Source organism: Rhizobium sp. BK529 (assembly GCF_014194105.1).
Lineage (GTDB): Bacteria > Pseudomonadota > Alphaproteobacteria > Rhizobiales > Rhizobiaceae > Rhizobium.
In genome coordinates, this window is record NZ_JACIAU010000002.1 from 413,945 (window position 1) to 439,176 (window position 25,232).

General features: G+C 59.4%; 23 protein-coding genes. 19 read left to right on the plus strand and 4 right to left on the minus strand.

Features of this window, described 5'->3' with window-relative positions; translation table 11 throughout:
• Positions 1 to 41 precede the first annotated feature (41 nt).
• From FHX08_RS19000 to FHX08_RS19010, 3 genes are read left to right on the plus strand one after another with little or no spacing between them, the layout of a single operon-like run.
• Positions 42 to 1,070 (plus strand): HlyD family secretion protein, encoded by a 1,029-nt coding sequence (locus tag FHX08_RS19000; RefSeq protein WP_245508306.1) that lies wholly within the window; start codon positions 42 to 44, stop codon positions 1,068 to 1,070.
• Complete coding sequence (gene rbbA / locus FHX08_RS19005; RefSeq protein WP_132655044.1) at positions 1,067 to 3,787, plus strand: ribosome-associated ATPase/putative transporter RbbA; 2,721 nt, start codon at positions 1,067 to 1,069, stop codon at positions 3,785 to 3,787. Before FHX08_RS19000 ends, rbbA begins: the two co-directional genes overlap by 4 nt.
• A gap of 1 nt (position 3,788) precedes the next feature.
• The gene (locus tag FHX08_RS19010) at positions 3,789 to 4,910 is read left to right on the plus strand and encodes an ABC transporter permease (protein WP_132655443.1); all 1,122 of its coding nucleotides are present in this window, start codon (positions 3,789 to 3,791) and stop codon (positions 4,908 to 4,910) included.
• A 394-nt stretch (positions 4,911 to 5,304) separates the two neighbouring features.
• On the opposite strand, the gene FHX08_RS19015 is transcribed toward FHX08_RS19010, so the two are convergent.
• The 3 genes from FHX08_RS19015 to FHX08_RS19025 are packed head-to-tail and all read right to left on the minus strand — an operon-like array spanning position 5,305 to position 8,514.
• Positions 5,305 to 6,162, minus strand: a complete 858-nt coding sequence (locus FHX08_RS19015; RefSeq protein WP_132655046.1) for a TIGR01459 family HAD-type hydrolase — start codon at positions 6,160 to 6,162, stop codon at positions 5,305 to 5,307.
• Entirely contained in the window at positions 6,155 to 7,435 is a 1,281-nt protein-coding gene (locus tag FHX08_RS19020; protein ID WP_132655048.1) for an FGGY-family carbohydrate kinase, read from the minus strand. Before FHX08_RS19020 ends, FHX08_RS19015 begins: the two co-directional genes overlap by 8 nt.
• On the minus strand, positions 7,432 to 8,514 hold the full coding sequence (locus FHX08_RS19025; protein WP_132655050.1) for a class II aldolase/adducin family protein: 1,083 nt from the start codon (positions 8,512 to 8,514) through the stop codon (positions 7,432 to 7,434). Before FHX08_RS19025 ends, FHX08_RS19020 begins: the two co-directional genes overlap by 4 nt.
• Before the next feature lie 198 nt (positions 8,515 to 8,712).
• Here FHX08_RS19025 and FHX08_RS19030 point away from each other — a divergent pair, with 198 nt between their 5' ends.
• The 15 genes from FHX08_RS19030 to FHX08_RS19095 all read left to right on the plus strand — a co-directional run bounded on the left by FHX08_RS19030 (position 8,713) and on the right by FHX08_RS19095 (position 23,974).
• Positions 8,713 to 9,492 carry a DeoR/GlpR family DNA-binding transcription regulator gene (locus tag FHX08_RS19030; RefSeq protein WP_132655052.1) on the plus strand — a complete coding sequence of 260 codons (780 nt, stop codon included), beginning with the start codon at positions 8,713 to 8,715 and terminating at the stop codon, positions 9,490 to 9,492.
• On the plus strand, positions 9,489 to 10,895 hold the full coding sequence (locus FHX08_RS19035; RefSeq protein ID WP_132655054.1) for an FGGY-family carbohydrate kinase: 1,407 nt from the start codon (positions 9,489 to 9,491) through the stop codon (positions 10,893 to 10,895). Before FHX08_RS19030 ends, FHX08_RS19035 begins: the two co-directional genes overlap by 4 nt.
• Positions 10,892 to 12,436, plus strand: coding sequence for a sugar ABC transporter ATP-binding protein (locus FHX08_RS19040; protein WP_132655056.1), 1,545 nt, complete (start codon positions 10,892 to 10,894; stop codon positions 12,434 to 12,436). The genes FHX08_RS19035 and FHX08_RS19040 overlap by 4 nt, the downstream gene beginning before the upstream one ends.
• A 32-nt stretch (positions 12,437 to 12,468) precedes the next feature.
• Positions 12,469 to 13,452 carry an ABC transporter permease subunit gene (locus tag FHX08_RS19045; RefSeq protein ID WP_132655058.1) on the plus strand — a complete coding sequence of 328 codons (984 nt, stop codon included), beginning with the start codon at positions 12,469 to 12,471 and terminating at the stop codon, positions 13,450 to 13,452.
• Between the two features lie 63 nt (positions 13,453 to 13,515).
• Positions 13,516 to 14,454 (plus strand): ABC transporter substrate-binding protein, encoded by a 939-nt coding sequence (locus FHX08_RS19050; protein WP_132655060.1) that lies wholly within the window; start codon positions 13,516 to 13,518, stop codon positions 14,452 to 14,454.
• 74 nt (positions 14,455 to 14,528) lie between these two features.
• A complete protein-coding gene (locus FHX08_RS19055) occupies positions 14,529 to 15,428 on the plus strand; it encodes a sugar phosphate isomerase/epimerase family protein (protein WP_132655062.1) in 900 nt (299 codons plus the stop codon).
• Between the two features lie 217 nt (positions 15,429 to 15,645).
• Entirely contained in the window at positions 15,646 to 15,906 is a 261-nt protein-coding gene (locus tag FHX08_RS31535) for an exonuclease SbcCD subunit D (protein WP_245508307.1), read from the plus strand.
• Positions 15,907 to 16,039: 133 nt separating this feature from the next.
• On the plus strand, positions 16,040 to 16,267 hold the full coding sequence (locus tag FHX08_RS31540; RefSeq protein WP_245508308.1) for a hypothetical protein: 228 nt from the start codon (positions 16,040 to 16,042) through the stop codon (positions 16,265 to 16,267).
• A gap of 514 nt (positions 16,268 to 16,781) precedes the next feature.
• Positions 16,782 to 18,128, plus strand: a complete 1,347-nt coding sequence (locus FHX08_RS19065) for an extracellular solute-binding protein (protein WP_132655064.1) — start codon at positions 16,782 to 16,784, stop codon at positions 18,126 to 18,128.
• 67 nt (positions 18,129 to 18,195) lie between these two features.
• The gene (locus FHX08_RS19070) at positions 18,196 to 19,497 is read left to right on the plus strand and encodes a carbohydrate ABC transporter permease (RefSeq protein WP_132655066.1); all 1,302 of its coding nucleotides are present in this window, start codon (positions 18,196 to 18,198) and stop codon (positions 19,495 to 19,497) included.
• A 2-nt stretch (positions 19,498 to 19,499) separates the two neighbouring features.
• A complete protein-coding gene (locus FHX08_RS19075) occupies positions 19,500 to 20,342 on the plus strand; it encodes a carbohydrate ABC transporter permease (protein WP_132655068.1) in 843 nt (280 codons plus the stop codon).
• On the plus strand, positions 20,342 to 21,391 hold the full coding sequence (locus tag FHX08_RS19080) for an ABC transporter ATP-binding protein (RefSeq protein WP_132655070.1): 1,050 nt from the start codon (positions 20,342 to 20,344) through the stop codon (positions 21,389 to 21,391). Before FHX08_RS19075 ends, FHX08_RS19080 begins: the two co-directional genes overlap by 1 nt.
• Positions 21,392 to 21,394: 3 nt before the next feature.
• Entirely contained in the window at positions 21,395 to 22,168 is a 774-nt protein-coding gene (locus FHX08_RS19085; protein WP_132655072.1) for a glycerophosphodiester phosphodiesterase, read from the plus strand.
• The gene (locus tag FHX08_RS19090) at positions 22,152 to 23,159 is read left to right on the plus strand and encodes a LacI family DNA-binding transcriptional regulator (protein WP_132655074.1); all 1,008 of its coding nucleotides are present in this window, start codon (positions 22,152 to 22,154) and stop codon (positions 23,157 to 23,159) included. Before FHX08_RS19085 ends, FHX08_RS19090 begins: the two co-directional genes overlap by 17 nt.
• Positions 23,159 to 23,974 (plus strand): inositol monophosphatase family protein, encoded by an 816-nt coding sequence (locus FHX08_RS19095; RefSeq protein ID WP_132655076.1) that lies wholly within the window; start codon positions 23,159 to 23,161, stop codon positions 23,972 to 23,974. The genes FHX08_RS19090 and FHX08_RS19095 overlap by 1 nt, the downstream gene beginning before the upstream one ends.
• Here FHX08_RS19095 and FHX08_RS19100 read toward each other — a convergent pair whose 3' ends face one another.
• Positions 23,975 to 24,829, minus strand: coding sequence for a glycerophosphodiester phosphodiesterase (locus tag FHX08_RS19100; RefSeq protein ID WP_132655078.1), 855 nt, complete (start codon positions 24,827 to 24,829; stop codon positions 23,975 to 23,977). It lies immediately after the preceding gene.
• A 235-nt stretch (positions 24,830 to 25,064) separates the two neighbouring features.
• On the opposite strand from FHX08_RS19100, the gene FHX08_RS19105 reads away from it, so the two are divergent.
• Positions 25,065 to 25,232, plus strand: coding sequence for a hypothetical protein (locus tag FHX08_RS19105; protein WP_165911925.1), 168 nt, complete (start codon positions 25,065 to 25,067; stop codon positions 25,230 to 25,232).

A 25,232-nucleotide genomic window follows, 5' to 3' on the forward strand; every position in this document is an offset into this window, starting at 1 on the left:
GGCATGGACAAGAGCCGCAATATTCGATCGGAGGCCCAGTCTTGAGAAGGCAACAGCTTGCTATTTTGATTTCGGCCGCGATCGTTCTCGGCTCCAGTCCGCCCCTCCTGGCTCAAGATGGCGCTCCGGCCGTTGCCAGCCGCTTTGAGGCCTTGTGGAACAAGATGACGGGCCAGCGCCTGCCGGCAAACGTTTCCATGTCCAACGGCCGCATCGAAGCCCAGCAGATCCTGATTTCGGCAAAGTTCGCCGGCCGCCTCGCCGAGGTCCTCGTCAATGAGGGTGATATTATCGATGCCGGCGCCCCAATCGCCCGGCTCGATACAGCCGATCTCGATGCCCAGCTTGCAGGTGCCAAGGCACAGGTACGCCGCAGCGAGACGAGCCAGGTCGAAGCCGCGGCCTCGATTGCACAACGTGAGAGCGAGTTGACGCTTGCTCGCCAGGAGCTCCAGCGCGCGCAGTCGATGAGCGATACGGGCAGCGGCACCAAGCAACAGTTCGAGTTGCGGCGCAGCCAGCTCAATGTCGCAGAAGCTGCCGAGCGGGCGGCAGTGGCGAGCCGCGACGAGGCGGAAGCTGCGACCGAGGCTGCGAGAGCCGAGGTCGTGCGAATTCAGTCGCTGCTCGATGATGCCGTGCTAAAGGCACCACGCCGCGGCCGTGTCGAGTACAAGCTGGCGCAGACCGGGGAGGTGGTCGCAGCCGGTGCGCCGGTAGCGACGCTGCTCGACCTCTCTGACGTTTCCATGACAATCTTCCTGCCGGCAAGTGCTGCCGGCCGTCTGGCGATTGGCGACGAAGCCCGGATCATCTTCGATCCGGCGCCGCAATATGTCGTCCCCGCAACCGTTTCCTTCGTCGCGTCGGAGGCGCAATTCACGCCGAAGACGGTCGAGACGCAGGACGAGCGCGAAAAGCTGGTTTTCCGGGTGAAGCTCAGGATCTCGCCGGACCTGCTCAAGGGGTATGAATCGCGCGTCAAGACCGGTGTGAGGGGGATTGGCTATGTCCGCACTGACTCCGCGGCAGGTTGGCCGCCCGAGCTGCAAGTGAAGCTGCCGCAATGAAGGAGCCCGCCGTTCGCCTTACGGCGGTGACGCACCATTACGGTCATCAGGTCGCGCTCGATGCCGTCGATCTTACCATCCCCGCCGGCTGTATGGCCGGATTGATCGGACCCGACGGCGTCGGCAAGTCAACCCTGCTCGGCCTTGCAGCGGGCATCACCCGCATCCAGCAAGGGAAGATCGAGGTGCTTGGCGCCGAGATGGCCGCAGCGCGCCATCGCCGCGCCGTCTGCGGCCGCATCGCTTTCATGCCGCAGGGCCTTGGGCGCAACCTCTACCCGACGCTCAGCGTTGCCGAAAACCTCGATTTCTTCGGTCGCCTCTTCGGGCAGGGCGGGCAGCAGCGCCGGCAGCGCATGGACGAGCTGCTGCGCATGACCGGGCTCCTGCCGTTCCGCGACAGACCGGCCGGCAAACTCTCAGGTGGCATGAAGCAGAAACTCGGCATCTGCGCCTCGCTGCTGCACGATCCCGATCTCCTGATCCTCGACGAGCCGACGACCGGCATCGATCCGCTCTCGCGCCGCCAGTTCTGGGAACTTATCGATCGCATCCGCGAGCGGCGGCCGCAGATGAGCGTCATCGTCGCCACCGCCTACATGGAAGAGGCCAAGCGCTTCGACTGGCTTGCCGCGTTGCACGCAGGCAAGCTGATTGCCACCGGAAGTCCCATGGAGATCATGCGGCACGCAGGTCAAAAGACCCTCGAAGCAGCTTTCACAGTGCTGATGCCGAATGCCAGCAGGACGAACCTGAGCCCGCTAACCGTGACGCCACCCGTCATCGTCGACGAGCCGCCCGCGATTGAGGCGGAAGGGCTGACCTGCCGCTTCGGCGATTTCGTTGCCGTCGATCATGTCAGCTTTCGGATTCCAAAAGGCGAGATTTTCGGTTTTCTCGGCTCCAACGGCAGCGGCAAGAGCACGACGATGAAGATGTTGACGGGGCTGTTGCCGCCAAGCGAGGGCAAGGCGAGGCTGTTCGGCCAACAGCTGAAGGCCGCCGATATCGACACCCGCAAGCGCGTCGGTTACATGTCGCAGGCTTTTTCTCTCTATGGCGAGCTGACGGTACGCCAGAACCTGATGCTGCATGCCCGTCTTTTCGCCCTGCCTCCCAGTGAGATCGGGCCGCGGGTTGCCGAGATGCTTGCCGAATACGATCTTGCAGACGTCGCCGACCAGCGGCCGGAGGATCTGCCGCTCGGCATGCGCCAGCGCCTGCAGCTCGCAGCGGCCGTCATCCACAAACCGGAGATTCTGATCCTGGACGAGCCGACGTCCGGCGTCGATCCGGTGGCTCGAGATGTTTTCTGGCGTTCGCTGATCACGCTGTCACGGTTCGACGGTGTGACCATTTTTCTGTCGACGCATTTCATGAATGAGGCCGAGCGCTGTGACCGCATTTCGCTGATGCATGCCGGCAAAGTGCTGGCGATCGGCAGCCCGGCAGAACTCTGCGCCGAGCGCGGCAAGGCGACGTTGGAGGAAACCTTCATCGAGGTACTGACCGAAGCTGGAATGGGCGAGGGCACCGATGCCGGCGCCGGGGATATGGCGCTTGCCGGAGAGACCGCCCGGCCCGCCCGGCGCTTCGATCTCCGCCGGCTGTGGGCCTATGCGCGGCGTGAGACGCTGGAGATCCTGCGCGACCGGGCGCGGCTCATTTTTGCACTGCTCGGGCCAGCCCTGCTGATGATCACTTTTGGATATGGCATTTCCTTCGATGTCGAGCATTTGCCTTTTGCCGTCTACGACCAGGACCAGTCGGCGGAAAGCCGGCAGCTGGTAGAGAGCCTGCAGGGCTCGCGCTACTTCCAGGAGCGGCCGCTGATCACCTCATCCGGGGAACTTCAGGACCGGTTGCAAAGCGGCGAGCTGATGGTGGCGATCGAGATCCCGCCCGATTTCGGCCGCGACCTGATGCGGCAGGAGACGCCGGAAGTCTCCGTATGGCTCGACGGGGCCATGCCGTTCCGTGCCGAGACGGCGCGAGGTTATGTCAATGGTCTCGTCTCTTCCTATCTTGCCGATGCCTCGGCACGGCGGACCGGCCGGTCCGTTTCATCCTATCCCGTCGATATCGAAAGCCGCTTCCGCTATAATCAGGATTTCAAGAGTGCAAATGCGGTCGTCCCGAGCGTCATCATGCTTATGCTCGTCTTGATCCCGGCGATCATGACGGCGCTCGGTATCGTCAAGGAGAAGGAGACCGGCTCGATCGCCAATTTTCAGGCGACGCCTGTCACCCGCATCGAGTTCTTGCTCGGCAAGCAGCTTCCCTATGTGGCGATAGCCTTCGTCAGCTTCCTGATGCTCCTGCTGATGATGCGGTTCGTCTTTGGCGTGCCCGTCAAGGGCTCTGTTGGCCTGCTCGCAGCCGGTTCGATCCTCTATATCCTTTCAACCACGGCTTTCGGCCTCGTCGTGTCGAGTTTTGTGCGCAGCCAGGTGGCGGCGATCTTCGCGACGGCGATTGTTGCCACCATCCCGGCAGTGAATTTTTCCGGGTTGATGGTGCCGGTTTCATCACTCTCCGGCGGCGGGCGGTTCATGGGGCTGCTCTTTCCCTCGGCCTGGTATCAACCTTTGAGCGTCGGCATCATCACTAAGGGGCTCGGCATTGCCGAACTCTGGCCAAACCTGGTTGCCCTTGCCGGCTTCGGTGTCGCATACGTCGGCGCGGCGCTTGTCGCACTCAGGAAAAGGAGTGCCTGACATGTGGGGCAAGCTCAACCGGATCTTCCGTCTCGGTATCAAGGAACTCTATAGCCTGAAGGCCGATCCCGTGATGATGGTCCTCATCGTCTACACGTTCACGATTGCCGTCTACACGGTCTCGACCGGTGCCAAGCTGGAGGTCGAGAATGCCTCGGTCGCCGTCATCGACGAGGACCGCTCGATGCTGTCTATGCGGCTGCGGGATGCGATGCTGAAGCCCTTTTTCAAGGAGCCAGTGCTGATCGGCGCCGATGAGGTGGATGCGGCGATGAATGCGGGCCACTTCGTCTTCGTCCTCGAAATCCCCCCGAAATTCGAGGAGGACGCGATTGGCGGCCGTCGGCCATCGCTGCAGCTCGATATCGACGCGACAGCTATGTCCCAGGCCGGCAACGGCGCCTCCTATATCCAGAATATCATCTTGCGAGAGGTGGAAACGGCGCTGCCGAACAGAGTAGCCGCGGCGTCGATCAACCTCGTCGTCAGCGCACGCTTCAATCCCAATCTTCAGTCGACGTGGTTCACGGCGGTTATGCAGGTCATCAACAATGTGACGATGCTATCGGTTATCCTGACCGGTGCGGCGCTGATCCGCGAGCGGGAGCATGGCACGATCGAACACCTACTCGTCATGCCTGTCACACCGGCGGAGATCATGATGTCGAAAGTCTGGGCGAACGGCCTGGTCATCGTCCTCGCAGCGGTGTTGTCGCTCACAGTCGTAGTCGAGCGGCTGCTTTCGGTGCCGATCGCCGGTTCGATCGGCCTCTTCGTCTTCTGCGCACTGCTTTACCAGTTCTCCGTCACCTGGCTCGGCATCCTGATTGCGACAGCCTCGAGTTCCATGGCGCAGTTTGGCCTTATTTCGATGCCGATTCTCATCACGATGAATCTGCTTTCCGGCAGCACGACCCCGATGGACAGCATGCCGCTCTGGCTGCAATACGTGATGATAATCTCACCCACACCGCATTTCGTTTCGTTGTCGCAGGCAATCCTTTATCGCGGCGCCGGTTGGGATTCGGTCTGGCAACAGGCTGTCGTTCTCGGGATGATCGGTATGCTTTTCTTCACGATAGCCCTCGTCCGTTTCCGTCAGACATTGGCGGATGTCCGCTAAGAGCTATTCCTCCAAAAACAAAAGATCGTCTGCCAAAACGGATTTGGTTGCGCGACTTCTTTAGGTCGATGTTATGGCCGCCGGGCGGGTCATCATCCCTTACGAAGTTCAACGGAAGGGTGAAGACGAATCCCGACGTCAGTTGCGACGCCGGCATCAGGTCGTAGCGATGGGAGAGCCAGGAGCTCGCGAAAGACCAGCCATGGCTGTCAGGGGCGTATGCGAATATCGAGGTCGTGCAAACCAAGGCCAGCGGGCACCCTTTGGTGCAATCCGGTTTGACGGATTGCTGTTGCGGGCAGCACGGCATTTCCTTAGCGTATGCAACCGGCCGATTGGCCGTGTGCCGATCCAGGCGCCCGACACGGGTCAATCGGTTAGTATCCGGTTGCCTCTAGATGTCGCAGCTAGCCTGCAATCCAAATCGTTGCAGGATATGCGTTGGGTAGGCACGCGCCCGTTCGCAGAGATCTTCAAGTTGCTCTTCGTTGACGTCGGCAAGAATCCCTGTGCGCACGAGAACCGAATCCAGGCCAGCTGACTTTGCACCCAAAATATCGTGATCGATGCTGTCGCCGATGCAGACGACCCGGCGACGGTCGGTGATGCCTACGAGCCTCAATGCATGTTCGTAGATTTCTGGATAGGGTTTTCCGAGCCAGGTTACCGGCCCACCCATGCTCTCGTAGAGCTTGGCAATACTTCCTGCTCCCGGAGCAATGGAACCATTGTTCAATTTATGGATGTCGGGGTTGGTGCAGTAGCAGGGGACGCCTCGTCCCGCCGCTGGACGCAATATTTCGCGGTAGTCGTCCATAGGTATACGTTCGGCTTCGCTGCCGGAGATAATGACAATGTCGGCGTCGAACGCGGTGTGCGTGGGAACCAGTCCTAGACGATCGGCAAGATTGCTGTCCCCACCACTGGAGATCGTCAGGCATCTCGCTTTTTTCCTGGGGGCGTTTTCGGGCCGCGACAGAACGTCGAACGCCACGTCTCCGGATGTGACAAAGAAGTCGAAGCTTCCCGGCGAGAAGCCGAGCTTGACGAGGCGCTCGGCGTTGTATTCGCCGCTTCGGCCGGAGTTCGACAGGATGACCATTTTTTTGCCTGCCGACGCGACTTCGGCCAAGGCCGCGATAGCGCCCTCGTATGGGCCGGCGTCATCCCTTAGAACTCCGAATTGATCGACGAAGAAGATGTCGTATCCCTGAATCAACCGAGACAGCGTGATCGGCATGACCTTAGGCATTGGCGTTGCCCAACCTAGAGAGAACCAAAGCGGCCGTACCAACAGCCGCCTCCACCGATCTCGCGGCCAGAGTCTCGATACCCATGGCTCGGGCCCTCATTGCGGTCCACACTTGATTGCGCGCTCCCCCGCCTACCGTTCGAAGGCTCGCGAGCGCTGGCGCCCCCAGTTCGCGCAATCGCTGGTATCCCAGTCGTTCAATCTCCGTCATGCCCTCGAGGATAGCCTGAAAGAAATCACTGTCGTCGGCGGGTCGCGGCGTAAGCCGGGGTGGATATTGCGGATCGTTGATCGGGAAACGTTCACCCGGGCGGAGGAGAGGATAGAAATCGAGACCCAGTTTGCGGCCTGGATCGATCTTCTTTGTGAGTTCGTCCAGCCGGTCGTCACCGATCAAGGCGCGCACGACGTTTCCACCGCTGTTGGAAGCGCCGCCAGCAAGCCAGAACCGGCCGACGCGATGCGAATATATGCCGTACTCCGGCGCGTTGATAGGAGCGTGCGACGCCAATTTGAGAACGATCGTCGACCCCAATGCAGTCACAGCGTCGCCTATGGTCGACGCTCCCGTAGCCAGAAACGAAGCGCACCCGTCAGTCGTGCCCGCGTGAAACCAGGCTGAACTGGGCAGGCCCACCTTCCGGAGGAATCCTCCTACCGGTGTTATCCTCTCGCCTGCGCGATAGACGAGAGGCAACCTGGATACGTCCATTCCCGCCACTTCGATCCAATCCGGCCAGCGTTCCACTTCCAGATCGAAACCAGTCTTAAGCGCGTTGTTTTCGTCGCTGACGCGCCCTGGACAGCCCAATTTCATCAAGATCCAGTCGGCTTGATGGACGACTGAGTGAGCGCCGTCGAGGCGCGACAAATAGATTGCCCGGGCCAGTCCCGAGTTTGCCCCGACCGCCGCGCTGCCCGCCGGGGCCTCCTTTGCTATGCTGTCGACGATTGCAGCATCCGGGCAGGGATCATTGTACATGAGGGCCTGGCCCGTCGGCTCGCCGGCACGATCAAGCGAGAGAACTGTTCCGGAGGTCCCGTCGACGGCGACGCCTTCGATTGAGCTGAGCTCCGTTGTTTTGGCGAGACGCTCGACTGCCTCTTCTACCCTGTTCCACCAGCATACAGGCTGACGCATCTCGTCGGGCGACGCGAACGGTGCGGAGGCGAAGCCGACTGGGTTGCCCGCACGGTCGATAGCCGAGGCCCGAGCGCCGGACGTTCCGATATCGATTCCGATTGCAGCGGCCTGACTTTTTTCCGCGCTCACGCGTTCCGCCTTTCCGAGCCTCGGTCTAGCGCCTGTCGATATTGCTCCGCTTCCCAGTGCGTCAATTGGTATTCGTCGTCGTTCGAGAGATACACGACCGAAGCCTCTTCCGGGATTCGGCTCACTACCTCCGCCAGGCAGCGGGCCATAACCTCGCCACCCGCAGTGAGCGTGCTCGACAAGAGTATTCCCTTGTCTTGGACGATTAGCATTTTCGGCGCTTCGCGACCTTCCCGATGCGACGTAGCTTCGAGGTCGGCAGCACTTTGCCCCTCCGAGAGCACACCGATCTCGGTTCCAAGGAAAATGACGTGGTCCGGATAGAGTGATCCGCCGAGTGCGATCCTCCGATTGGCCTCCGAAAGTGCCACGGCATGGCTTTCCCATTCGCGGGCCGGGTGATAACCGGAATTCTTCGCGATCCGCTCCAGCGCATCGATGTCGGGGGAACCATTATTCCGCGAGGGACATGAAAGCGCCTTCGTGACACGGTGGATCCGATCGGCTACTTCCTCCACCGTGCTGCCGCACACGATGATGCCGTGATTGAACAGGATCAGGATATCGGGCATCGATGCGGCCGCTTTCTCGATTTCCCTGGCGAGCGGCGTCCCCGGACGCCTGTACGGTATTGTCGCCCAGGTGAGGTCGGAAACAGCGCTCATGCGCGCAGACAACTCTGCCTCGCGGTCCTCAAGGACAGCCAGAGCGATCGCATTGACGCAATGATAGTGTGCGACGACTCGATTTTTGAGCGCCGCGTGAAAGCTGGTCTCGATCGATGGCCGAAGTCCACTGGAATTCAATTCGGAAACGACGAAATCGGTGGATTTCTCGGCCCGCGGATCGCCTTCGCGCAGGGCCGCGATCAGCGGATCAACCACAACCGGGACCATGATGTCTTCAGCACCCGCCCTGGAAAGCCACGTGCCCGATGCCTTTACCCACATGACGCCGTCGCTCTTGATGGACGTATTACCGCCTGCGCCCTGCGTCTTGAGGATATCGCTGCCGATCTGACTGGAGAGCCGGAGGAAGTCTCTGAATAGCTCGGTGTCCCTGAGGTCCGGTTTGGTCATGTCGTCTCCCTCCTGTTGCCCTGACGGTCGCCTCCTTGTCCGGGGTGAAGGCGTGAGCGAACTTTTGCGCGATCCTATAAATGTGATTGCAGATCGTCAATGATGAAGATTTCCCTTCATCTAGTGTTGCGATCTTTCCGCTGATATGATTATAGTTCGTCATAGACGCTGAGGGAGAAGCGTCGTTGGAGGCCCGCTTTGAACGATTCCGATCGCCACCGTCTGATCGCCGAGATGCTTCGCGAACGGCCCTTTGCGTCGGTTCGCGATTTGCAGGAGCGACTTGGGGTCTCTCCTGCGACGATACGGAGGGATATCGACAAGCTTCACGAGATTGGGGTCGCCCGGAAGGTTTACGGCGGGATTTCCGCGAACGAGCCGTCGACCACGGCGCGCCTTTCCGCTCGTCCCTATGACGAGAACCGCGACATAGCGGTCGATGCCAAGCGTGCGATCGCCGAAACCGCCGCGGGGCTGGTGCGGGATGGAGATTCGATTATCGTGCACGCCGGATCGACCTGCTATCAACTCGGTCTGAAATTGGCTCGCCGCAACGTCCGCCTCTACACAAATTCCATGCCCCTGGCCGCATATGTCGGCGAGCATGGGACTTGCCATCTGACTTTGGCGGGCGGGGTGCTGTACCGCGAGCCGGGAATTATCCACGACGCGTCAGCGGGCGCGCCCGACTTCTTCGCCTCACGATTTTTCGTAGGGACCCAGGGTATCAGCAGCGAGGGGCTTCTTGAATCGCACCCGTTGTTGACGAAAGCGATTGGGGAGTTGAGCAGTTGTGCAGACGAAATCGTCGTTCTGGCAGATAGCCGCAAGCTCTCGATCCAACCGCGCAATGTCGTCCTCCCGCTTTCGCGTATCGGCACGATCGTCATCGACGACGGACTCTCGGATGTCGGAGCAAAGATGCTTGAGGATGCGGGTGTTACGATAATGATCGCGACGGTGGGAGGTCAGGCATGACGCCATCAAACGCGATCGCGGTCTTCGATCTCGGCAAGACCAATTCGAAACTATTTATCTTCGATACAGACGGGTCCGTACTCTCGGAAACGCGAACAAAGCCGTTGTGGGTCGAGTACGAGGGTTTTCGCGTACTCGACGACGAGGCTCTCTACGAATGGATGAAGACCTCGCTCACGCGTGCGGTCGAAAACCATTCGGTCGGACACGTCATCTTCTCCGGTCATGGCTGCACATTTGCGCTCGTCGAGCAGGATCACCTCGTCCATCCGATCCTCGACTATGAACAGGAACCTCCTCCGTCGCTGGCAGATCGGATCGAGCTATCTATCCCTCCCTTCTTAGAGACATACTCTCCAAAGCTGCCGCTGGGTTTCAACTACGGGCGGCACATGCTGTGGCTGGAGGCCGTCAAGCCCGAGGCGCTAAACTGCGCCGATGCTGTTCTTTCCTATCCGCAGTTCTGGTCGTGGAAATTCTCTGGTCGCAAGGTCTCGGAAGTCTCCTATATCGGCTGCCACTCTCACTTGTGGGCACCCCTGCTCGGCGATTTCAGCAGTCTTGTCGACAGCCGAGGATGGCGTGAGAAGATGCCCGATTTCGAAAAAGCGGGGGCTGCCTTGGGCCGCTGGGAGGGCGTTTCGGACGAGGGGGCTGCACTCTCGGTCGTGGTCCACAATGGTGTGCACGACAGCAATTCGGCGCTCTACTATTATCGTTCTGTCGGCTTCGAGGATTTCACCCTTGTATCGACCGGCACTTGGGTGGTGATTTTCAATTCGGCGTGCCCCTTCGATGCGCTGGACGAGCATCGGGACATGCTGGCGAACGTAACGGTCGACGGCAGGCCAGCGCCGACAATCCGGTTCATGGGCGGCAGAGAGTACGATATTGCAAGCGGCGGCTGGAACAAGCCGATCAGCCTCGAAGCACTATCACGCGTGATGGCAAAAGGCGTGTTCGCATTGCCGTCGTTCGCGCCGGGCGGGCCGATGCAGGGCTTCGAAGGCCGGTTCGTGGGACCGGAGGTCGAAGGCGAGGAGAGGGCGGCAGTTGCGCTTCTCTACGTGGTTCTCATGACCAGTCTGTCTCTCGATCTCATTCGATCCGAGAACGCGATCGTCATAGACGGGGGCCTGGTTAAGACAGGCTTTTTTGCCGAGATACTTGCACAGCTGCGTCCTGAACAGCCGGTCTTCACCAGCCCGACCGCTGAAGGCAGTGCATTTGGGGCTGCGGCACTTGTTCTCGACACCCTTGGTCAAAAAACCTTCGCGAATGAAACAAGACAAGTTGCGCCGTCTGGGCTCTTTGGCCTCGAGGCCTACCGCGACGCGTGGAAGGCGATGGCTGAGATTGACGAACCGGAAGCGACGCAGCCAAGGAAGGAGTTCCACGCATGAGCGCGGCAAACACCGAAATGCGCGTACCCGTTCTGGAGATGCGTAATATCAGCAAGACGTTCGCGAGCACAAAGGCGCTCACCAATGTTTCGCTGACGGTCTATCCGGGAGAAGTCCACGCGTTGATGGGAGAGAACGGGGCTGGCAAATCGACCCTGATGAAGGTTTTGTCCGGGGCCTATGTCGCGGATCCTGGCGGCGCCGTACTCGTTGAGGGAACGCCCATCGTGGCGGGAGATCCGATCAAGGCCAAGGCAAACGGCATATCGGTCATTTACCAGGAACTGTCGCTCGCCCCAAACCTGACGGTTGCCCAGAACATGTTCCTGGGTGCCGAGCCATCACGCTATGGCGTCGTCGACAAGGCTGCGGCACGCGCCCGTGCCGAGCCAATCCTCAAGCAACTGGGCACGACGTTCGGTCCGGCGCAGCTCGTGGCGACGCTCTCGCTGGGCGAACGTCAGATGGTGGAAATTGCCCGAGCACTCACCACCAATGCGAAGATCATCGTCATGGACGAGCCGACCACTTCACTGACTTCAAGGGAGACGGAGCGCCTGTTCGAGGTCATCGCGGGCCTCAAGGCACGGGGCATCGCCGTCATCTATATCAGTCACAGGATGGAGGAAATCTACGCGCTCGCAGATCGCGTCAGCGTCCTGCGGGACAGTGCTTACGTGGGCACGCTCGAGCGTGAACAGCTATCGGCCGACCGACTGGTCTCCATGATGGTCGGTCGCGATCTCTCGACCTTCTACAAGAAGGAACACCGTACGGCGCTTCACGGGGCCAAAACCGTCCTCTCCGTGACAGATATCGGTGACGGTCGCCGGGTTCTCGGGTGTTCATTCGATGCAAAGGCAGGTGAAGTCCTTGGTATCGCCGGTCTGGTCGGATCCGGACGGACGGAGCTGGCGCGTCTTATTTTCGGTGCGGACCATAAAACGACCGGCACTGTGTCCCTCGAAGGCAAAGAGCTCGCCATCAGTGGTCCTCGCGACGCGATGGAAGCCGGGATCGCGTATCTCACCGAAGACAGGAAAGGTCTCGGACTTTTCCTCGATATGACGATCAACGAGAACATCAACATCGGCGTTATCGGCAAAGACGCCGGCCCCGGCGGTATCCTCAATTTCGCCGCCGCCCGGGAGCGTGCGGCCCGTGCCATAAAATCACTTTCCATTCGCACATTGAGCGCAAGCATCAATGTCGGCGCGCTGTCGGGTGGAAACCAGCAGAAGGCACTGATCGCTCGTCTCCTCGAAACGAAGCCCAAGGTCATCATTTTCGACGAACCGACACGCGGCGTCGACGTGGGGGCGAAGTCCGAGATTTACCGGATAATCGACGAACTCGCTCAGGCAGGCATAGCGATCGTGGTGATCTCGAGCGACTTGCCGGAGATCATCGGCATCGCCGATCGCGTCCTCGTCATGCGCGAAGGCCGGATCGCGGGCGAAGTGCTGGCGACGCCCAATCAGCCAATCAGCCAGGAAGCCATCATGGCCTTCTCCACCGGATCGGCATCGAAAGTCGCCTGAAGCCGGATAACAAAGACGACGGGATTAAAGATATGACCTCGACATCAACCGACCAGCCGAACGCGGGCAAGGCAAAATTCAGATCGACGCTCACCGCGCTCGGTATGTTGCCCGTGCTCGTCATACTGGCCATCGGCTTTCACCTGTTGAGCGGTCGCTTTTTAAGCGTCAACAACCTGTCGATCGTCATGCAGCAGGCATCGATCAACACTGTCCTGGCCGCCGGAATGACGTTCGTCATCCTGACGGGCGGCATCGATCTCTCGGTAGGCTCCATCCTTGCTGCCTCGGCTATGGTGGGCGTGATCGTGTCTCTCTGGCCGGACATCGGCATGCTGGGCATTCCGGCTGCGATCGGCGTCGGTCTCGCTTGCGGTGTTGTCAACGGAACAATCATTTCTGCGCTCAAGCTTCCGCCCTTCATCGTCACGCTCGGCTCACTGACCGCGATGCGCGGCATCGCCCGACTGCTTGGCAATGACACGACGGTTTTCAATCCCGACCTGCCGTTCGACTTCATCGGAAATGGCAGTTTCTTCGGCGTCCCATGGCTCGCGATCATCGCTCTGGCGACAATCCTGATCTCGTGGTTCATCCTGAAGCGCACGGTATTGGGGACTTGGATCTATGCTGTCGGCGGAAACGTGGAGGCAGCGCGCCTTACGGGCATCAAGGTTCCGCTGGTGCTGCTCTTCGTCTACTCGATGTCGGGTCTGCTCTCAGGGCTTGGGGGCGTGATGTCGGCGGCTCGCCTGTATGCCGCAAACGGCCTGCAGCTTGGCCAATCGTACGAACTTGATGCCATCGCCGCTGTTATTCTGGGCGGCACCAGCTTTGTCGGCGGTGTCGGTTCGATCTGGGGCACCCTCATCGGAGCCCTCATCATCGCGGTGCTGTCCAACGGCCTCATCCTCGTCGGTGTTTCGGACATCTGGCAGTACATCATCAAGGGACTTGTCATCATCGTTGCCGTGGCGCTCGACCGCTACAGGCTGAAAGGACTTAGCCGCACCTAAAGTGTGGCTGGAGGAACCGGGTTGCCGGATAACAGGCGCAGGAAGCGCCATAAGGAGGAAAATATGCGCATGATTTCGAAACTGCTCGCAGCGACTGCTCTGGCCGCAGCAATTGCAATGCCGGCAGCCGCCAAGGACCTTCAGAAGATCGGCATTTCCGTCGGTCTGCTTGGCAACCCGTTCTTCGTTGCGACCATCAAGGGCATCGAGGATCGCGCCAAGGAAATCAATCCGAACGTTCAGGTCACCTCGGTCTCGGCCGACTACGACCTCAATAAGCAGGTTTCGCAGATCGACAGCTTCATCGCTGCTGGCGTTGACATCATCATGTTGAACGCCGTCGATGCCAAGGCAATCGCCCCTGCCGTCAAGAAGGCCCAGGCTGCCGGCGTTATCGTCGCCGCCTTCGACGTTTCGGCCCCTGGCGCTGACGTCACCGTCATGACGAACAACATCAAGGCTGGTGAAGAGGCGTGCCAGTACATCGTCGATCAGCTCAAGGGTAAGGGTAACGTCGTCATCATCAACGGGCCTGCTTCTTCATCGATCCTCGACCGCGTCCAGGGTTGCAAGAACGTGCTGGCGAAGAGCCCGGACATCAAGATCCTGTCCGACGACCAGAACGGTCAGGGTTCGCGCGATGGCGGTCTTGCCGTCATGCAGGGCCTGCTGACGCGCTTCGACAAGATTGACGCCGTCTTCGCCATCAACGACCCGACTGGCATCGGTGCGGAACTTGCCGCCAAGCAGCTGAACCGCAACGAGTTCTTCATCACCGCCGTCGACGGTGCTCCGGACATTGAAAAGTCGCTCGCAAGCGGCAATTCGATGATCAAGGCATCAGCTTCCCAAGACCCCTACGTCATGGCCGGCGACGCGCTCAAGATGGCTGTCGACGTTCTGAACGGCAAGAAACCGGCGGAAAACACCGTGCTTCTCGACCCGAAGCTCATCACGGCTGACAACGTCAAGGACTACAAGGGCTGGACCGCAGCTCGCTAACGTTTCCTCCCGGGAGCTCGCCGGTGCTGTCAGGCTCGGCGAGCCCTTTCTTCAATGGAATAGGATTTAGAGCCATGTCCAAAATCGGCGTCCACTCTTTCGTTTGGAGCGCTGGCTCGTCTCGCGACGAGCTTGAGCGCACGCTTGCGAGATCGCATGAACTCGGCTTCAAGCTCGTGGAGTTTTCATATCTCGATCCCAAGCTGGTCGACGTGAAGTGGCTCTCGTCTCGCATCCGGGAACTGGATCTCGATGTCGCAGTGAGCATGGGCCTGCCGGCTGATGGCGACATCTCCAGCAATAATCCGGCGGTGGTCGCCAACGGTGAGGCCATATTGGACAGAGCGGTTGCGCTCGTCCGCGATCTTGGTGGCACAAAACTCGCCGGCATCTTGAGTTCCTCGCACGGAAAACAGGAGCGCGCATTATCTCGCAAGGCATGGGATACCAGCGTCAGCACGCTTTCACGCGTCGCCGATCGCGCAAGGGAAGCAGGCGTGACCCTCAATCTCGAGATCGTCAACCGTTTCGAAAGCAATATGCTCAATACGGCAGCCCAAGGTCTGGCCTACATCAACGACACAGGTGCTTCGAACGTCTTTCTGCATCTCGACACCTTCCACATGAACATTGAGGAAGCTGACGTCGGATTGGCAATACGCAATGCCGCCGATAAAATCGGCTATGTCCACATCGGTGAAAGCCATCGCGGATTTCTTGGGACCGGCAACATCGATTTTGCCGCGATCTTCGATGCTTTGATCGCCATCGGATGGGACGACTACGTCACGTTCGAATCCTTCTCAACGGCTATCGTTGACAAAGACTTGTCGTTGAAGACGGCGATCTGGCGAAATCTCTGGGACGATAATGTTGCGTTGGCTCGGCATGCACGCCAGTTCATTGAACTCGGCTTGGAAACCGCGCGGCTCAAAGCCGAGCTCGTCAAGAATGCTCAAGCGCCATCAGCATAGAGTTGTCGAACAAATAATATCGAGCAGGGGCAAAGCACCAGACCGCGAAGCCCTTGCCTGCATTCATTACCGTCCAACTTCTTGGGGATTCCTGGAACAAAACGAGAATAAGGACTGGCTCGCCAATTTGTAAGCGTTACGAAGATCTTTTCGAGCTGATCGGATCGGCGACCCGACAGTCGTAGTACGCATCATCGATCTGTGTCTTGAAGAACAGGTGGGCGGGTCGGTCATCGCCGGCGATCTCTACGATGGCGATCAGACGTCGATGAAGAGCGCGAGGTTCCTAGCCGAGCAGCGTGCGCGTTTGCACGAGGCAGGTATCAGGGCGTTTATAATACGCGGCAACCATGATGCGCTTTCCAAAATCACCGCCGAGCTAGTCATGCCGGACTCCGTCAAAGTGTTCGGTTCCTTAGCTGAAACCATTGCCATCGACCGCGCTCCCGGTGGATTCCCCGTCGCCATACACGGCTGAGTTTTGCCAAGCCGCAAGCGTCCGACCTCCGCCAATCGATGTGGTCCTCGAGGCCAAAAGCTCATTGGAGCGCCTTTCTTCCGTAGTGTCCGCCGACCATCTAGTTGGCCGTAAGCGGGGCCGCCGAACTCGCATGGCGCATCCGGCGAGACGCCGACCTTCTCGCACCGAGCTCGAGACGCACGGCGCGGTCATCGGGAATGTCTGGATCGAGAAAGTCGTTACGTCGCCGGTCGCGCCCACACGCCTGGATGCGCGGCCGGGTGCCTTGGACGAACTCGCGACGATCATCGACAGCGAGATCCACGGCTCGACCGAGTATCGGCGACGGAAAACACCCGACAGCTACCACCGCCGCTGATAGAAATTCAGTGTCGGAAACCCGACCAAGGATCATGATCGCTTTCTTCCAGGTGCGGCGCCTCCAGTTAAGATGGGCATTTCGGCGCCACCAGAAAGATGATTCAAATATAATCCAAGCATTCCAGACGAATGAAGAGACTTCACACTCATATTTGTCGCTCGAAAATATGCGTTGTTCTTCAATGAATAAAATCTCGTGTTAAACGCGAAATAATATTAACTTTATATGATGCATTGATTTAGATTGGGAAAATATTCCCTTATTGATCTCGGCCGTTTTGCAATATTTGGGACATTCGCAGATATCTCCTGCACTTTTCCGTTGGCAATTGACCGCGCCGAGAACATTGTCATAATAATTTTGCACACGTGCTCAATTTTGTCATTCGGTCGTTACGTTCGCCCCCTAGAGCGAGATACGCCACGTTTTTCGTGGGGCTTGCGGAACGGCCATCAACACCAGTGATGACCCGTCAAGAGGCCTCACACTGCTCTTTGGGGAGACGAAGAAGATGACCATTTTGCCGACACTGAAATCGCTTACCATAGCGGCCGCTATTCTGGCCTCGACCTCCGCATTCGCACTTGCCAAGGACGTTCACATCAGCGTCTGGGCCGGCGGCACCGGTCCGAACGACGTTTATCGCCTCGATGCCATTGAGATCGCTGCCCAGCAGCTTCAGCGCGAAGCTGCGCTGAAGGGCGAAGATCTGAAGATCATTGTAGAAAAGACCCCTTATTCCGGCTGGGACGATTTCAAGCAGGCTCTGACGCTTGCCGCCGAAGCTAAGAAGGCTCCGAACATCGTCGTCAGCGGCCATGAAGATATCGCTCCCTGGTCGCAGGCCGGCCTTATCGTTCCGGTCGAAGACTATGTCGACCTCGATTCCTGGCCATTGAACGACATCTACGAAAACCTGATGCAGATCGCCTCCTACAATGGTTCGGTCTACGGTATCCCGCAGGACGCCGAATCCCGCCCGATGCTGTTCTGGAAGCCGCATATGAAGGCGATCGGCTACAGCGATGCTGACCTTGACGCGCTGCCGCAGAACGTCAAGGACGGCAAGTACACGATGAAGAACCTGCTCGAAGACGCCAAGAAGATGCAGGACAAGGGCCTCGTGCAGCCCGGCTACGGCTTCTATCCGCGTACCAGCAACGGTCCTGATTACTGGCAGTTCTACACCTCCTTCGGCGGCGTCATGGAAGAAAACGGCAAGCTCGTTTTCGACAAGGCTTCCATGAAGCGCACCTATCAGTTCTTCGCAGACGCCGTTGCATCGGGCGTCACCAAGAAGAACCATATCGGCATGCCGGGCGACCAGTGGTGGAAGGAAGTCTCCTCCGGCAAGGCCGGTATCTGGGACGCCGGCACCTGGCACTATGCCCGCATGGTCAATCAGGAAGGTCTGAAGGACTTCTTCGGCAACATCGTCTTCACGCTAATCCCGGCCGGCGAAGGCGGCAAGGCCAACACGCTGACGCACCCGCTCGTCTACCTGCTGACGGCTGGCCACAGCGATGAAGACACTCAGATCGCCGCCCAGCTGATCACGATTGCTTCCGAGCCGCGCATCAACGCGCTGCATGCGATCAAGTCGGCTCACCTCGGCGTCTCCAAGTCCGAAGCGGCTGTCGATTTCTACGCCGCCGACCGCTGGGCTCGCGAAGCAACCGAACGCCTGCTGCCCTACGCCAATGCGATGCCGAACAATTCCGACTTCGGCACCTACTGGAACATCATGTGGAAGAACCTTGAAGCGTCCTGGACGGGCGCCAAGGCTGTCGACGCTGCCGTAAACGATGCCGAGAGCGAGCTGAAGAGCACGCTCGGCGACAAGATCGTCATCCGCTAAGATCGACGTACCTGCCGGGGGGCGGCCATGCGCTGCCTCCCGGTCCGTCGTCCAAGAGGGGACTTCCATGAGATCGTCCAGAACGCTCGGGCTGGTGATGATTTCGCCTGCGGCGATCATGATCATCCTGTTCTTCCTTTTGCCGGTCGTTCTGACGGCCGTCTTCTCGATGACGAACATGACGACCGCAACCAGTATTTCCGGCGGCGTCTATCAGGTCGCGCCGAATTCGCTGATCACGCTCAGATCCACCATGCCCGATATTGCCGATTTGCTCGGTGAACCGCGATATACGATCGACGAGGGCGGGCTCAAGGCGGTCGAGGGTCTCAATCTTTCCTCCGGCATCGTCTCGGAATTGCGCGAAAAACATATGGGTGAGGTCTTCCCGTCGCGCCGCGAAATCGAGCGCATGATCAAGGACCTGAAGGACCGTCCCTCGACGCGTGATGTCAAACAGATCTCTGACCAGTTCAACCGCTCGGTCGTCAATGCGCGCTTCGACAGCAGGGACCAGCTTTTCTCCGCGCTCGATGCGCTCGGCTTCAAGCTGACGCCGGAGCAGAAGGATACCGTGGCGAAGGCAACATATACCGGCTGGACTTGGACGACGGATAATTTCTCGCGCATGGCCTCCTCACCGGATATGGCCCGCGTTCTTCTCAACACCGTGCTCTATGTCGCGCTGGTGCTGATGATCTTCAACGTCGGTTACGCGCTGCTGCTTGCCATCTGGACCCATTATATGCCGGCCGCAACCGCGTCCTTTTTCCGTGGCGTCTGGCTGCTGCCGCGCATCACGCCCGTCGTCATCTATGTGATGCTCTGGAAGTGGCTGGCCTGGGATACCGGCTTCATTTCCACGTTGATGGGCAAATTCGGCTATCCACCGAAGAATTACCTGCTCGACAACGCCTTCAATGCCTGGGTCTTCGTTGTCATGATCAATGGCTTCATCGGCGCCTCCATGGGCATGCTGGTCTTCTCGTCGGCGATGAAGGCCATTCCGAAGAGCCAGTTCTACGCAAGCGAAGTCGACGGCGCATCACGCTGGCAGCAAATCCGCTACATCGTCCTGCCGCAGATGCGCTGGCCGATCCTCTTCGTCACCTGCTACCAGACGCTCTCGCTTCTTGCCTCGTTCAACGAAATCCTGCTTTCGACGAATGGCGGACCCGGCAGGGCGACGGAGATCTGGGCACTCGCGGCCTATCATACGGCGCTCAACAACTATGCCGGCAACCTCGAATATGGGCTGGGTGCGGCCATGGCCCTCGTGCTGGTCGTCATCGGCGTGACGTTGTCGCTGATCTATCTGCGCATCTTCAACTACGGCACGCTTGTCGCCAAGCCGCTGATTGAGGACTGACCATGACCGAGAAAGCGCAACCTTCCGCGAATTTCAGCAGTTGGCCGGTCATTGCCACGCTGGCGGTCCTCAGCCTGCCACTGCTCCTGATGTATGCGTATTTCTTCGTCGACACGGTAACGGTGAAGCAGGTGGGCTCGCTCTTGCCGTCAGGCTTCACCCTCCAGCCGTGGCGCTTCCTCTGGCAGACGACCGAGGGGAAGCCGAATATCTGGGTCGTGACGCTCAACACGCTGCTTTTCGCCGCCAGCACCACGAGCGTCGTCGTCATCGTCTCGTCGATGGCAGGCTATGTGCTGTCGCGGCTCAACGTCCCGGCGCGGGGATTTTTCCTCGCCGGCGTCATGGTGCTGCATGCCTTTCCGTCGGTGACGCTCATCATCTCAATTTTCATCGTGTTGCAGATGATCGGCCTCTACAATTCGCTGATCGGCGTGATCCTGGTGAAAGCGGCGATTGATCTGCCGCTCGGCATCTGGCTGATGAAGGGTTTTTACGACACCGTACCCTGGGAAATCGAAATGGCCGGTGTCGTCGATGGCGCTTCTCGCTTTCGTGTCTGGCGCAGCCTCGTGCTGCCACAGGTCGGCCCCGGCATAATGGCGCTTGCACTCTTCTCGTTCCTGTCGGGCTGGGGTGAATTTATCCTGCCGCAGGTTCTCGCTCCCGGCAATCAGGTCCAGGTGCTATCAGTCTATCTCGCCGGCTTCCTCGGCGACGATAACAACTACGATTTCAACATGTTCAAGGCGGTCGGGGTGTTCTATGTCATCCCGGTTCTGATCGTCTATGCACTCTTCCACAAATATCTCATGAACATCTATGGCGGCGGGAGCAAAGGCTGATGCGCATCCTCCTCGACAATTTTTCGAAGAGCTTCGGCTCCACCAAGGTCATCGAGAACATGAAGCTCGAAGTCGGCAGCGGCGAGATGCTGGCGCTGCTTGGCCCTTCCGGCTGCGGCAAGTCGACAACGCTTTTTGCCATCTGCGGTATCCACCGGCCGACGGGCGGTCGCATCCTGTTCGGCGAGCGCGATGTCACCGACCTGCCGAGCCAGATGCGCAATGTCGGCGTCGTCTTCCAGTCCTACGCGCTCTATCCGCATATGACGGTGGCCGAGAATATCGGCTTTCCCCTAAAGGTGAAGGGTGTCAATGCAGCCGAGATCCGCAAGGAGGTCGAGCGCATTTCCCGTCTCGTGCAGATCGGCAACCTGATGGAGCGCCGGCCAGCGCAGCTTTCAGGCGGTCAGCAGCAGCGTGTGGCCCTTGCTCGCGCGCTCATCCGCAAGCCGGACGTGTTGCTGCTCGACGAGCCGCTCGCCAATCTCGACGCGAAGCTTCGCCTCGAAATGCGTTCGGAAATTCGCCGTATCCAGCGTGAGACCGGCATCACCGCCATCCTCGTCACCCACGATCAGGTGGAAGCAATGAGCATGTGCGACCGTATCGCTATCATGAAGGAAGGCGAGATCGTGCAGATCGCTACGCCGGCCGAAATGTACAACGACCCGCGAACCTCCTTTGTCGCCGGCTTTCTCGGCAATCCGCCGATCACGTTCCTGCGCGGCGTCATGAAGGACGGTGCTTTTGCCATGCCGGAAAGCGAGATCCGTGTGCCGATATCGGTCACGGCTGCCGAGGGCACCAAGCTGACGCTCGGCGTGCGCCCCGAGCATTTCAATCCTGCTGGCGATATCGCCGTTTCCGGCAAGGTCACCTTCGCCGAAACGCAGGGTCGCGAAAACCTCTACGACGTGCAGCTCTCGGGTGGTTCGCTGCTGCGCTCCATCCAACCGGTCCGCAATGACATCACCATTGGGGACGAGGTGCAGTGGGCGATCGACAGTAAGGGCGTGTTCGTCTTCGACGAAGAGGGCCGGAGGCTTTGAACGATGCGTGATTTTTCGTCTTTCTTCGAACGGTATGGCTGGCCCTCCGGCAAGGGAACGTTGCCTTTCTGCATCGGCCATCGCGGCGCAAGCGGTCATGAGCGGGAAAACACGCTCGAAGCCTTCCAGCGTGCCGCCGAGCTCGGCACGGAAATGTGGGAGCTTGATACCCAGCTCACCAAAGATGGCGTGGTCGTGGTCTCGCACGATGATCACCTCGAGCGAGTCTTCGGCATCGACTGCCGTATTTCGGAGATGACGGCGGCTGAGCTTGCTGTCCTGGAAGGCGTCAATGTTCCGACCTTCGAGGCGGTCGCGGCGCTCGGGAGGCGGACCAATACGGGACTCTACATCGAGCTCAAGGCACCAGGTACCGGGCTGCTGTGCTGGCAGCACTTAGCTGAAAAGAATCAGCGCTTTGCCTGCCTCGGCTCCTTCGATACTGCACAGGTGCGTGAGCTTCGCGAAGCTGGCTGCGACTATCCGCTCTCGGTCCTGATCCGCGTCGGACATGATCCCCATGCGGCGGGTGACGAGGCTGGAGCCGACATCCTGCATCTCTGCTGGGAACGAGCCGGCGAACGGCCGCAGGATCTTGTAAGCGAAGAGCTGATGCAGCGCACTTTCGACGGGGGCCGCGAGATCGTCCTGTGGCACGAGGAGCGGCCGGCTATCCTTTCCGGCATTATGAAACTTCCGGTACTTGGCATCTGTACGGACCTGCCCGATCTGATGCGCCCGGCCGCGGGAGATGAAGGTCATGGCAGACAAGGATAACAAGGGGCCGAGAAAGGTTACGTCCTTCGACGTGGCGCGTGTCGCAGGCGTTTCGCGTGCAGCGGTCTCGCGCGCCTTCACGCCGGATGCCAGCGTTTCGCCAAAGACGCGCGAAAAGGTCTATCAGGCGGCCAAGGAACTCGGCTACCGGGTGAACTATCTAGCCCGCAGCCTTACCAACAAGCGCTCCGATCTCGTCGGCCTTGTCGCCGCCGGTCTCGACAACCCGTTCCGTACGCTGCAGATCGAGAATCTGGCGCGCGTGCTGATTGCCCGCAACTTCCGTCCGATCCTGCTGCCAACCTCGAAAGAAGCCGACACCTCGACCGTCATTGGCCAGTTGCTGCATTACGCTGTCTCCGGTGTCATCGTGACGTCGGACGCTCCGCCAACGGAAATCTGCGAGCAATGTGCGGCCGAGGGGGTACCGATCGTCCTGATCAACAAGGGCGATGATATTCCCTTCGTCGACCGCATCATCTCCGACGATCGGATGGCCGGTCACCTCGCCGCCACGCATCTGATCGAAAGCGGCGTCAAGGCGCCGGCGGTCATGGCAGCGCCCGCCATTTCCTACACGGCAAGGCGACGAAGCGAGGCATTCATGACGGCCTGTCGGCAGCTCGGGCTCGAACCACGTATGATCGAGGTGAAAATCAACGACTATCAGAGCGGCTACGACGCAGCCGCCGGGCTTACCTCCCTCGGTATCGACGGCCTGTTCTGTGCCAACGACTATATGGCCTGTGGCGTAATCGACCGCATCATGAAGGGGCTCGGTCGCGCGGATCAGCCGCCGCTGCGCATCGTCGGCCATGATGACATCCCTCAGGCAGGCTGGGCCGCTTACGACATCACGACCATTCGTCAGCCGTGCGATTTCCAGGCCGAACAGGCGGTCGATCTGCTGATGAGCAGGATGGCCGAACCGGATATGACGGCCCGCGTCGAATTTACCCCCGTGACGCTGATAAAAAGAAGGACTACTTGATGAATTCCGCATTCGACGCCTCCGCCTTGACCGCACGGGCGGAAGTCGCAATCGACGTGGCCCGCAGGGTTGGACGCGAGGCCGCGCGTTTCAGACGTGAAGGAAATCCGGGCGCGCTGCGCGTCGAAAACAAGGGGTTGCAGGATTTCGTTACTATTGCGGACAAGCAGGCAGAACAGGCGATCCGTGAAGCACTGCTGGCGCGCTTTCCCGATGATACGTTCATGGGCGAGGAAACCGGCGGACAGTCCGGCTCGGCTGGCACATGGGTCGTTGATCCCATCGACGGCACGACCAATTATATCAGGGGCTTCCGCCACTGGGGCGTCTCCATCGCATTGGTCGTTGATGGCAAGGTGGAGATTGGCGTGGTCTATGACGCGGCCAACGATCAGGTCTTTTCCGCGATCCGCGGCAAGGGCGCCTTCAAGGAGAGCCAGGCGATCCAGGCTGCTCCGACCACTGATCCCTCCAATGCGATTGTCGTGCTTGGCCATTCGCGCAAGACGAGTTTTGACGACTATGCGGCGCTGTCCAAGCGGCTTTATGAGCGCGGAATGGATTATCGCCGCATGGGTGCGGCAGCAATCGATCTCGTGCGTGTGGCGGAAGGTGTTTCCGATCTTTTCTACGAACGGCATCTCAATGCCTGGGATATGCTGGCGGGCGCGCTGATCGCTGCCGAGGCCGGTGCCAAGGTCGCCATACCGCCTGTCGCAAGGCTGCTGGAGAATGGTGGTCCCGTTATCGCCTATTCGCCAGGCTTGGCCGAGGAATTCGCCTTCCTCATCGAATTCGAGGGATTGGCGGGTTGATCAGCCCGCCATGCGTTTTAGCCATGCCTGCTCGGTTGCAGGGGCTTCGTCCGTGGTGACCTGATCGGGTTTCAACGCCATAAGCGCCGAGAAATTCGCCCATTCGGCATCGCTGAAACCGCCGTCGGGATCCTTCAACGTGAAGGTCCAGGCATCGACCTGTTTGCCTTCGCTGTGGCAAAGCGCAATCATGTCGAAACCTGCCTTTGCGGCGTCACGCAGCATCGGCCAGTAGAGGTAGATGGTTTCCGGTTCTGTCGGGCCGCGCAGATCGGCAAGCAGTTCCCTTTCGACCGCTTTCCAGCCTTCGGCCCTATAGATATTGCCGAGCTTGTCGGTGGGGTCGATGCCGCGGCGCAGATGCGGCAGCTTCTCCTTGACAGCCAGGATCAGCTCCAGACTGCCGGCGCTAACGATGACGGAAGCGGAAATCCGCTGCAGGTGTTCGGCCAGATGAGCGATGCCTTTTTGACCGATTGCTTCGTAATCGTCCTTCATATCGAACTGCAGCAACGCGTCCGGATGGGCCGATTGCAGCATGGCGGCCAGATCTTCGCTGTAGAGGAGGGGACGATCGCCGTCCTTCATGCGCAGGCCGCGCAGCTCAGCAAGGCTCTTTTCGGCAATGAGGCCATGCCCCGTCGTCTCGCCTTCCAGCTCCTCGTCATGCAGCACGACGAAACCACCATCGGCGCGCACCCTGAGGTCCAGCTCCATCGAGGCGCCGGCCTTGAAGCCTTCCGCCATTACCTCCGCCGAAAACAGCGGATCGGCCATGCGTCGGCGCAGCCGGTGCCATTTCAGCAGGGTTGCATGACCCTCGAGCACGATCTGAAGTCCGCGTGCATCCGACATTTCGTCATCCTCGGCATATTTGTGTTGGACCCTTCGTGCATTGGAAAATGCTTGATTCTCAAGAGGAGTTCGCAAACCTGGTCCAAGCCCAGATGAAGCCTTTTCACAGGTCGTTCTTCCGGCGGCATCTTGATGCAGTGCAGGCGCGTAATTTAGAATACTATTTTTGTAGACAATATATCCTGGGTGCGCGATCCATGCGAAAATGACCACGCGGTTTTCCAGGAGGCGGCGTATGTTTGCGGCATTCAAAACGTTCCTTGTCAGGTTCTTCCGAGGCCACGAGCAGCCGGTGTTTGATACATCTGCCCGCGTAATGGCAGAGGATTCCGAAAGCCGAATGCGCAGTCTGCGGGAAGAAGAACTGTTCTTCTGGCAGCCGACGCCACTCTCCTGGTATTGA

Coding starts and splice junctions, on each gene's coding strand:
- rbbA (WP_132655044.1), top strand. CDS start 1,067: ATGAAGGAGCCCGCCGTTCGCCTTACGGCGGTGACGCACCATTACGGT.
- FHX08_RS19010 (WP_132655443.1), top strand. CDS start 3,789: ATGTGGGGCAAGCTCAACCGGATCTTCCGTCTCGGTATCAAGGAACTC.
- FHX08_RS19015 (WP_132655046.1), bottom strand. CDS start 6,162: ATGCCTAAGGTCATGCCGATCACGCTGTCTCGGTTGATTCAGGGATAC.
- FHX08_RS19025 (WP_132655050.1), bottom strand. CDS start 8,514: ATGACCAAACCGGACCTCAGGGACACCGAGCTATTCAGAGACTTCCTC.
- FHX08_RS19035 (WP_132655054.1), top strand. CDS start 9,489: ATGACGCCATCAAACGCGATCGCGGTCTTCGATCTCGGCAAGACCAAT.
- FHX08_RS19040 (WP_132655056.1), top strand. CDS start 10,892: ATGAGCGCGGCAAACACCGAAATGCGCGTACCCGTTCTGGAGATGCGT.
- FHX08_RS19045 (WP_132655058.1), top strand. CDS start 12,469: ATGACCTCGACATCAACCGACCAGCCGAACGCGGGCAAGGCAAAATTC.
- FHX08_RS19050 (WP_132655060.1), top strand. CDS start 13,516: ATGCGCATGATTTCGAAACTGCTCGCAGCGACTGCTCTGGCCGCAGCA.
- FHX08_RS19055 (WP_132655062.1), top strand. CDS start 14,529: ATGTCCAAAATCGGCGTCCACTCTTTCGTTTGGAGCGCTGGCTCGTCT.
- FHX08_RS31540 (WP_245508308.1), top strand. CDS start 16,040: ATGGCGCATCCGGCGAGACGCCGACCTTCTCGCACCGAGCTCGAGACG.
- FHX08_RS19065 (WP_132655064.1), top strand. CDS start 16,782: ATGACCATTTTGCCGACACTGAAATCGCTTACCATAGCGGCCGCTATT.
- FHX08_RS19070 (WP_132655066.1), top strand. CDS start 18,196: ATGAGATCGTCCAGAACGCTCGGGCTGGTGATGATTTCGCCTGCGGCG.
- FHX08_RS19075 (WP_132655068.1), top strand. CDS start 19,500: ATGACCGAGAAAGCGCAACCTTCCGCGAATTTCAGCAGTTGGCCGGTC.
- FHX08_RS19080 (WP_132655070.1), top strand. CDS start 20,342: ATGCGCATCCTCCTCGACAATTTTTCGAAGAGCTTCGGCTCCACCAAG.
- FHX08_RS19085 (WP_132655072.1), top strand. CDS start 21,395: ATGCGTGATTTTTCGTCTTTCTTCGAACGGTATGGCTGGCCCTCCGGC.
- FHX08_RS19090 (WP_132655074.1), top strand. CDS start 22,152: ATGGCAGACAAGGATAACAAGGGGCCGAGAAAGGTTACGTCCTTCGAC.
- FHX08_RS19095 (WP_132655076.1), top strand. CDS start 23,159: ATGAATTCCGCATTCGACGCCTCCGCCTTGACCGCACGGGCGGAAGTC.
- FHX08_RS19100 (WP_132655078.1), bottom strand. CDS start 24,829: ATGTCGGATGCACGCGGACTTCAGATCGTGCTCGAGGGTCATGCAACC.
- FHX08_RS19105 (WP_165911925.1), top strand. CDS start 25,065: ATGTTTGCGGCATTCAAAACGTTCCTTGTCAGGTTCTTCCGAGGCCAC.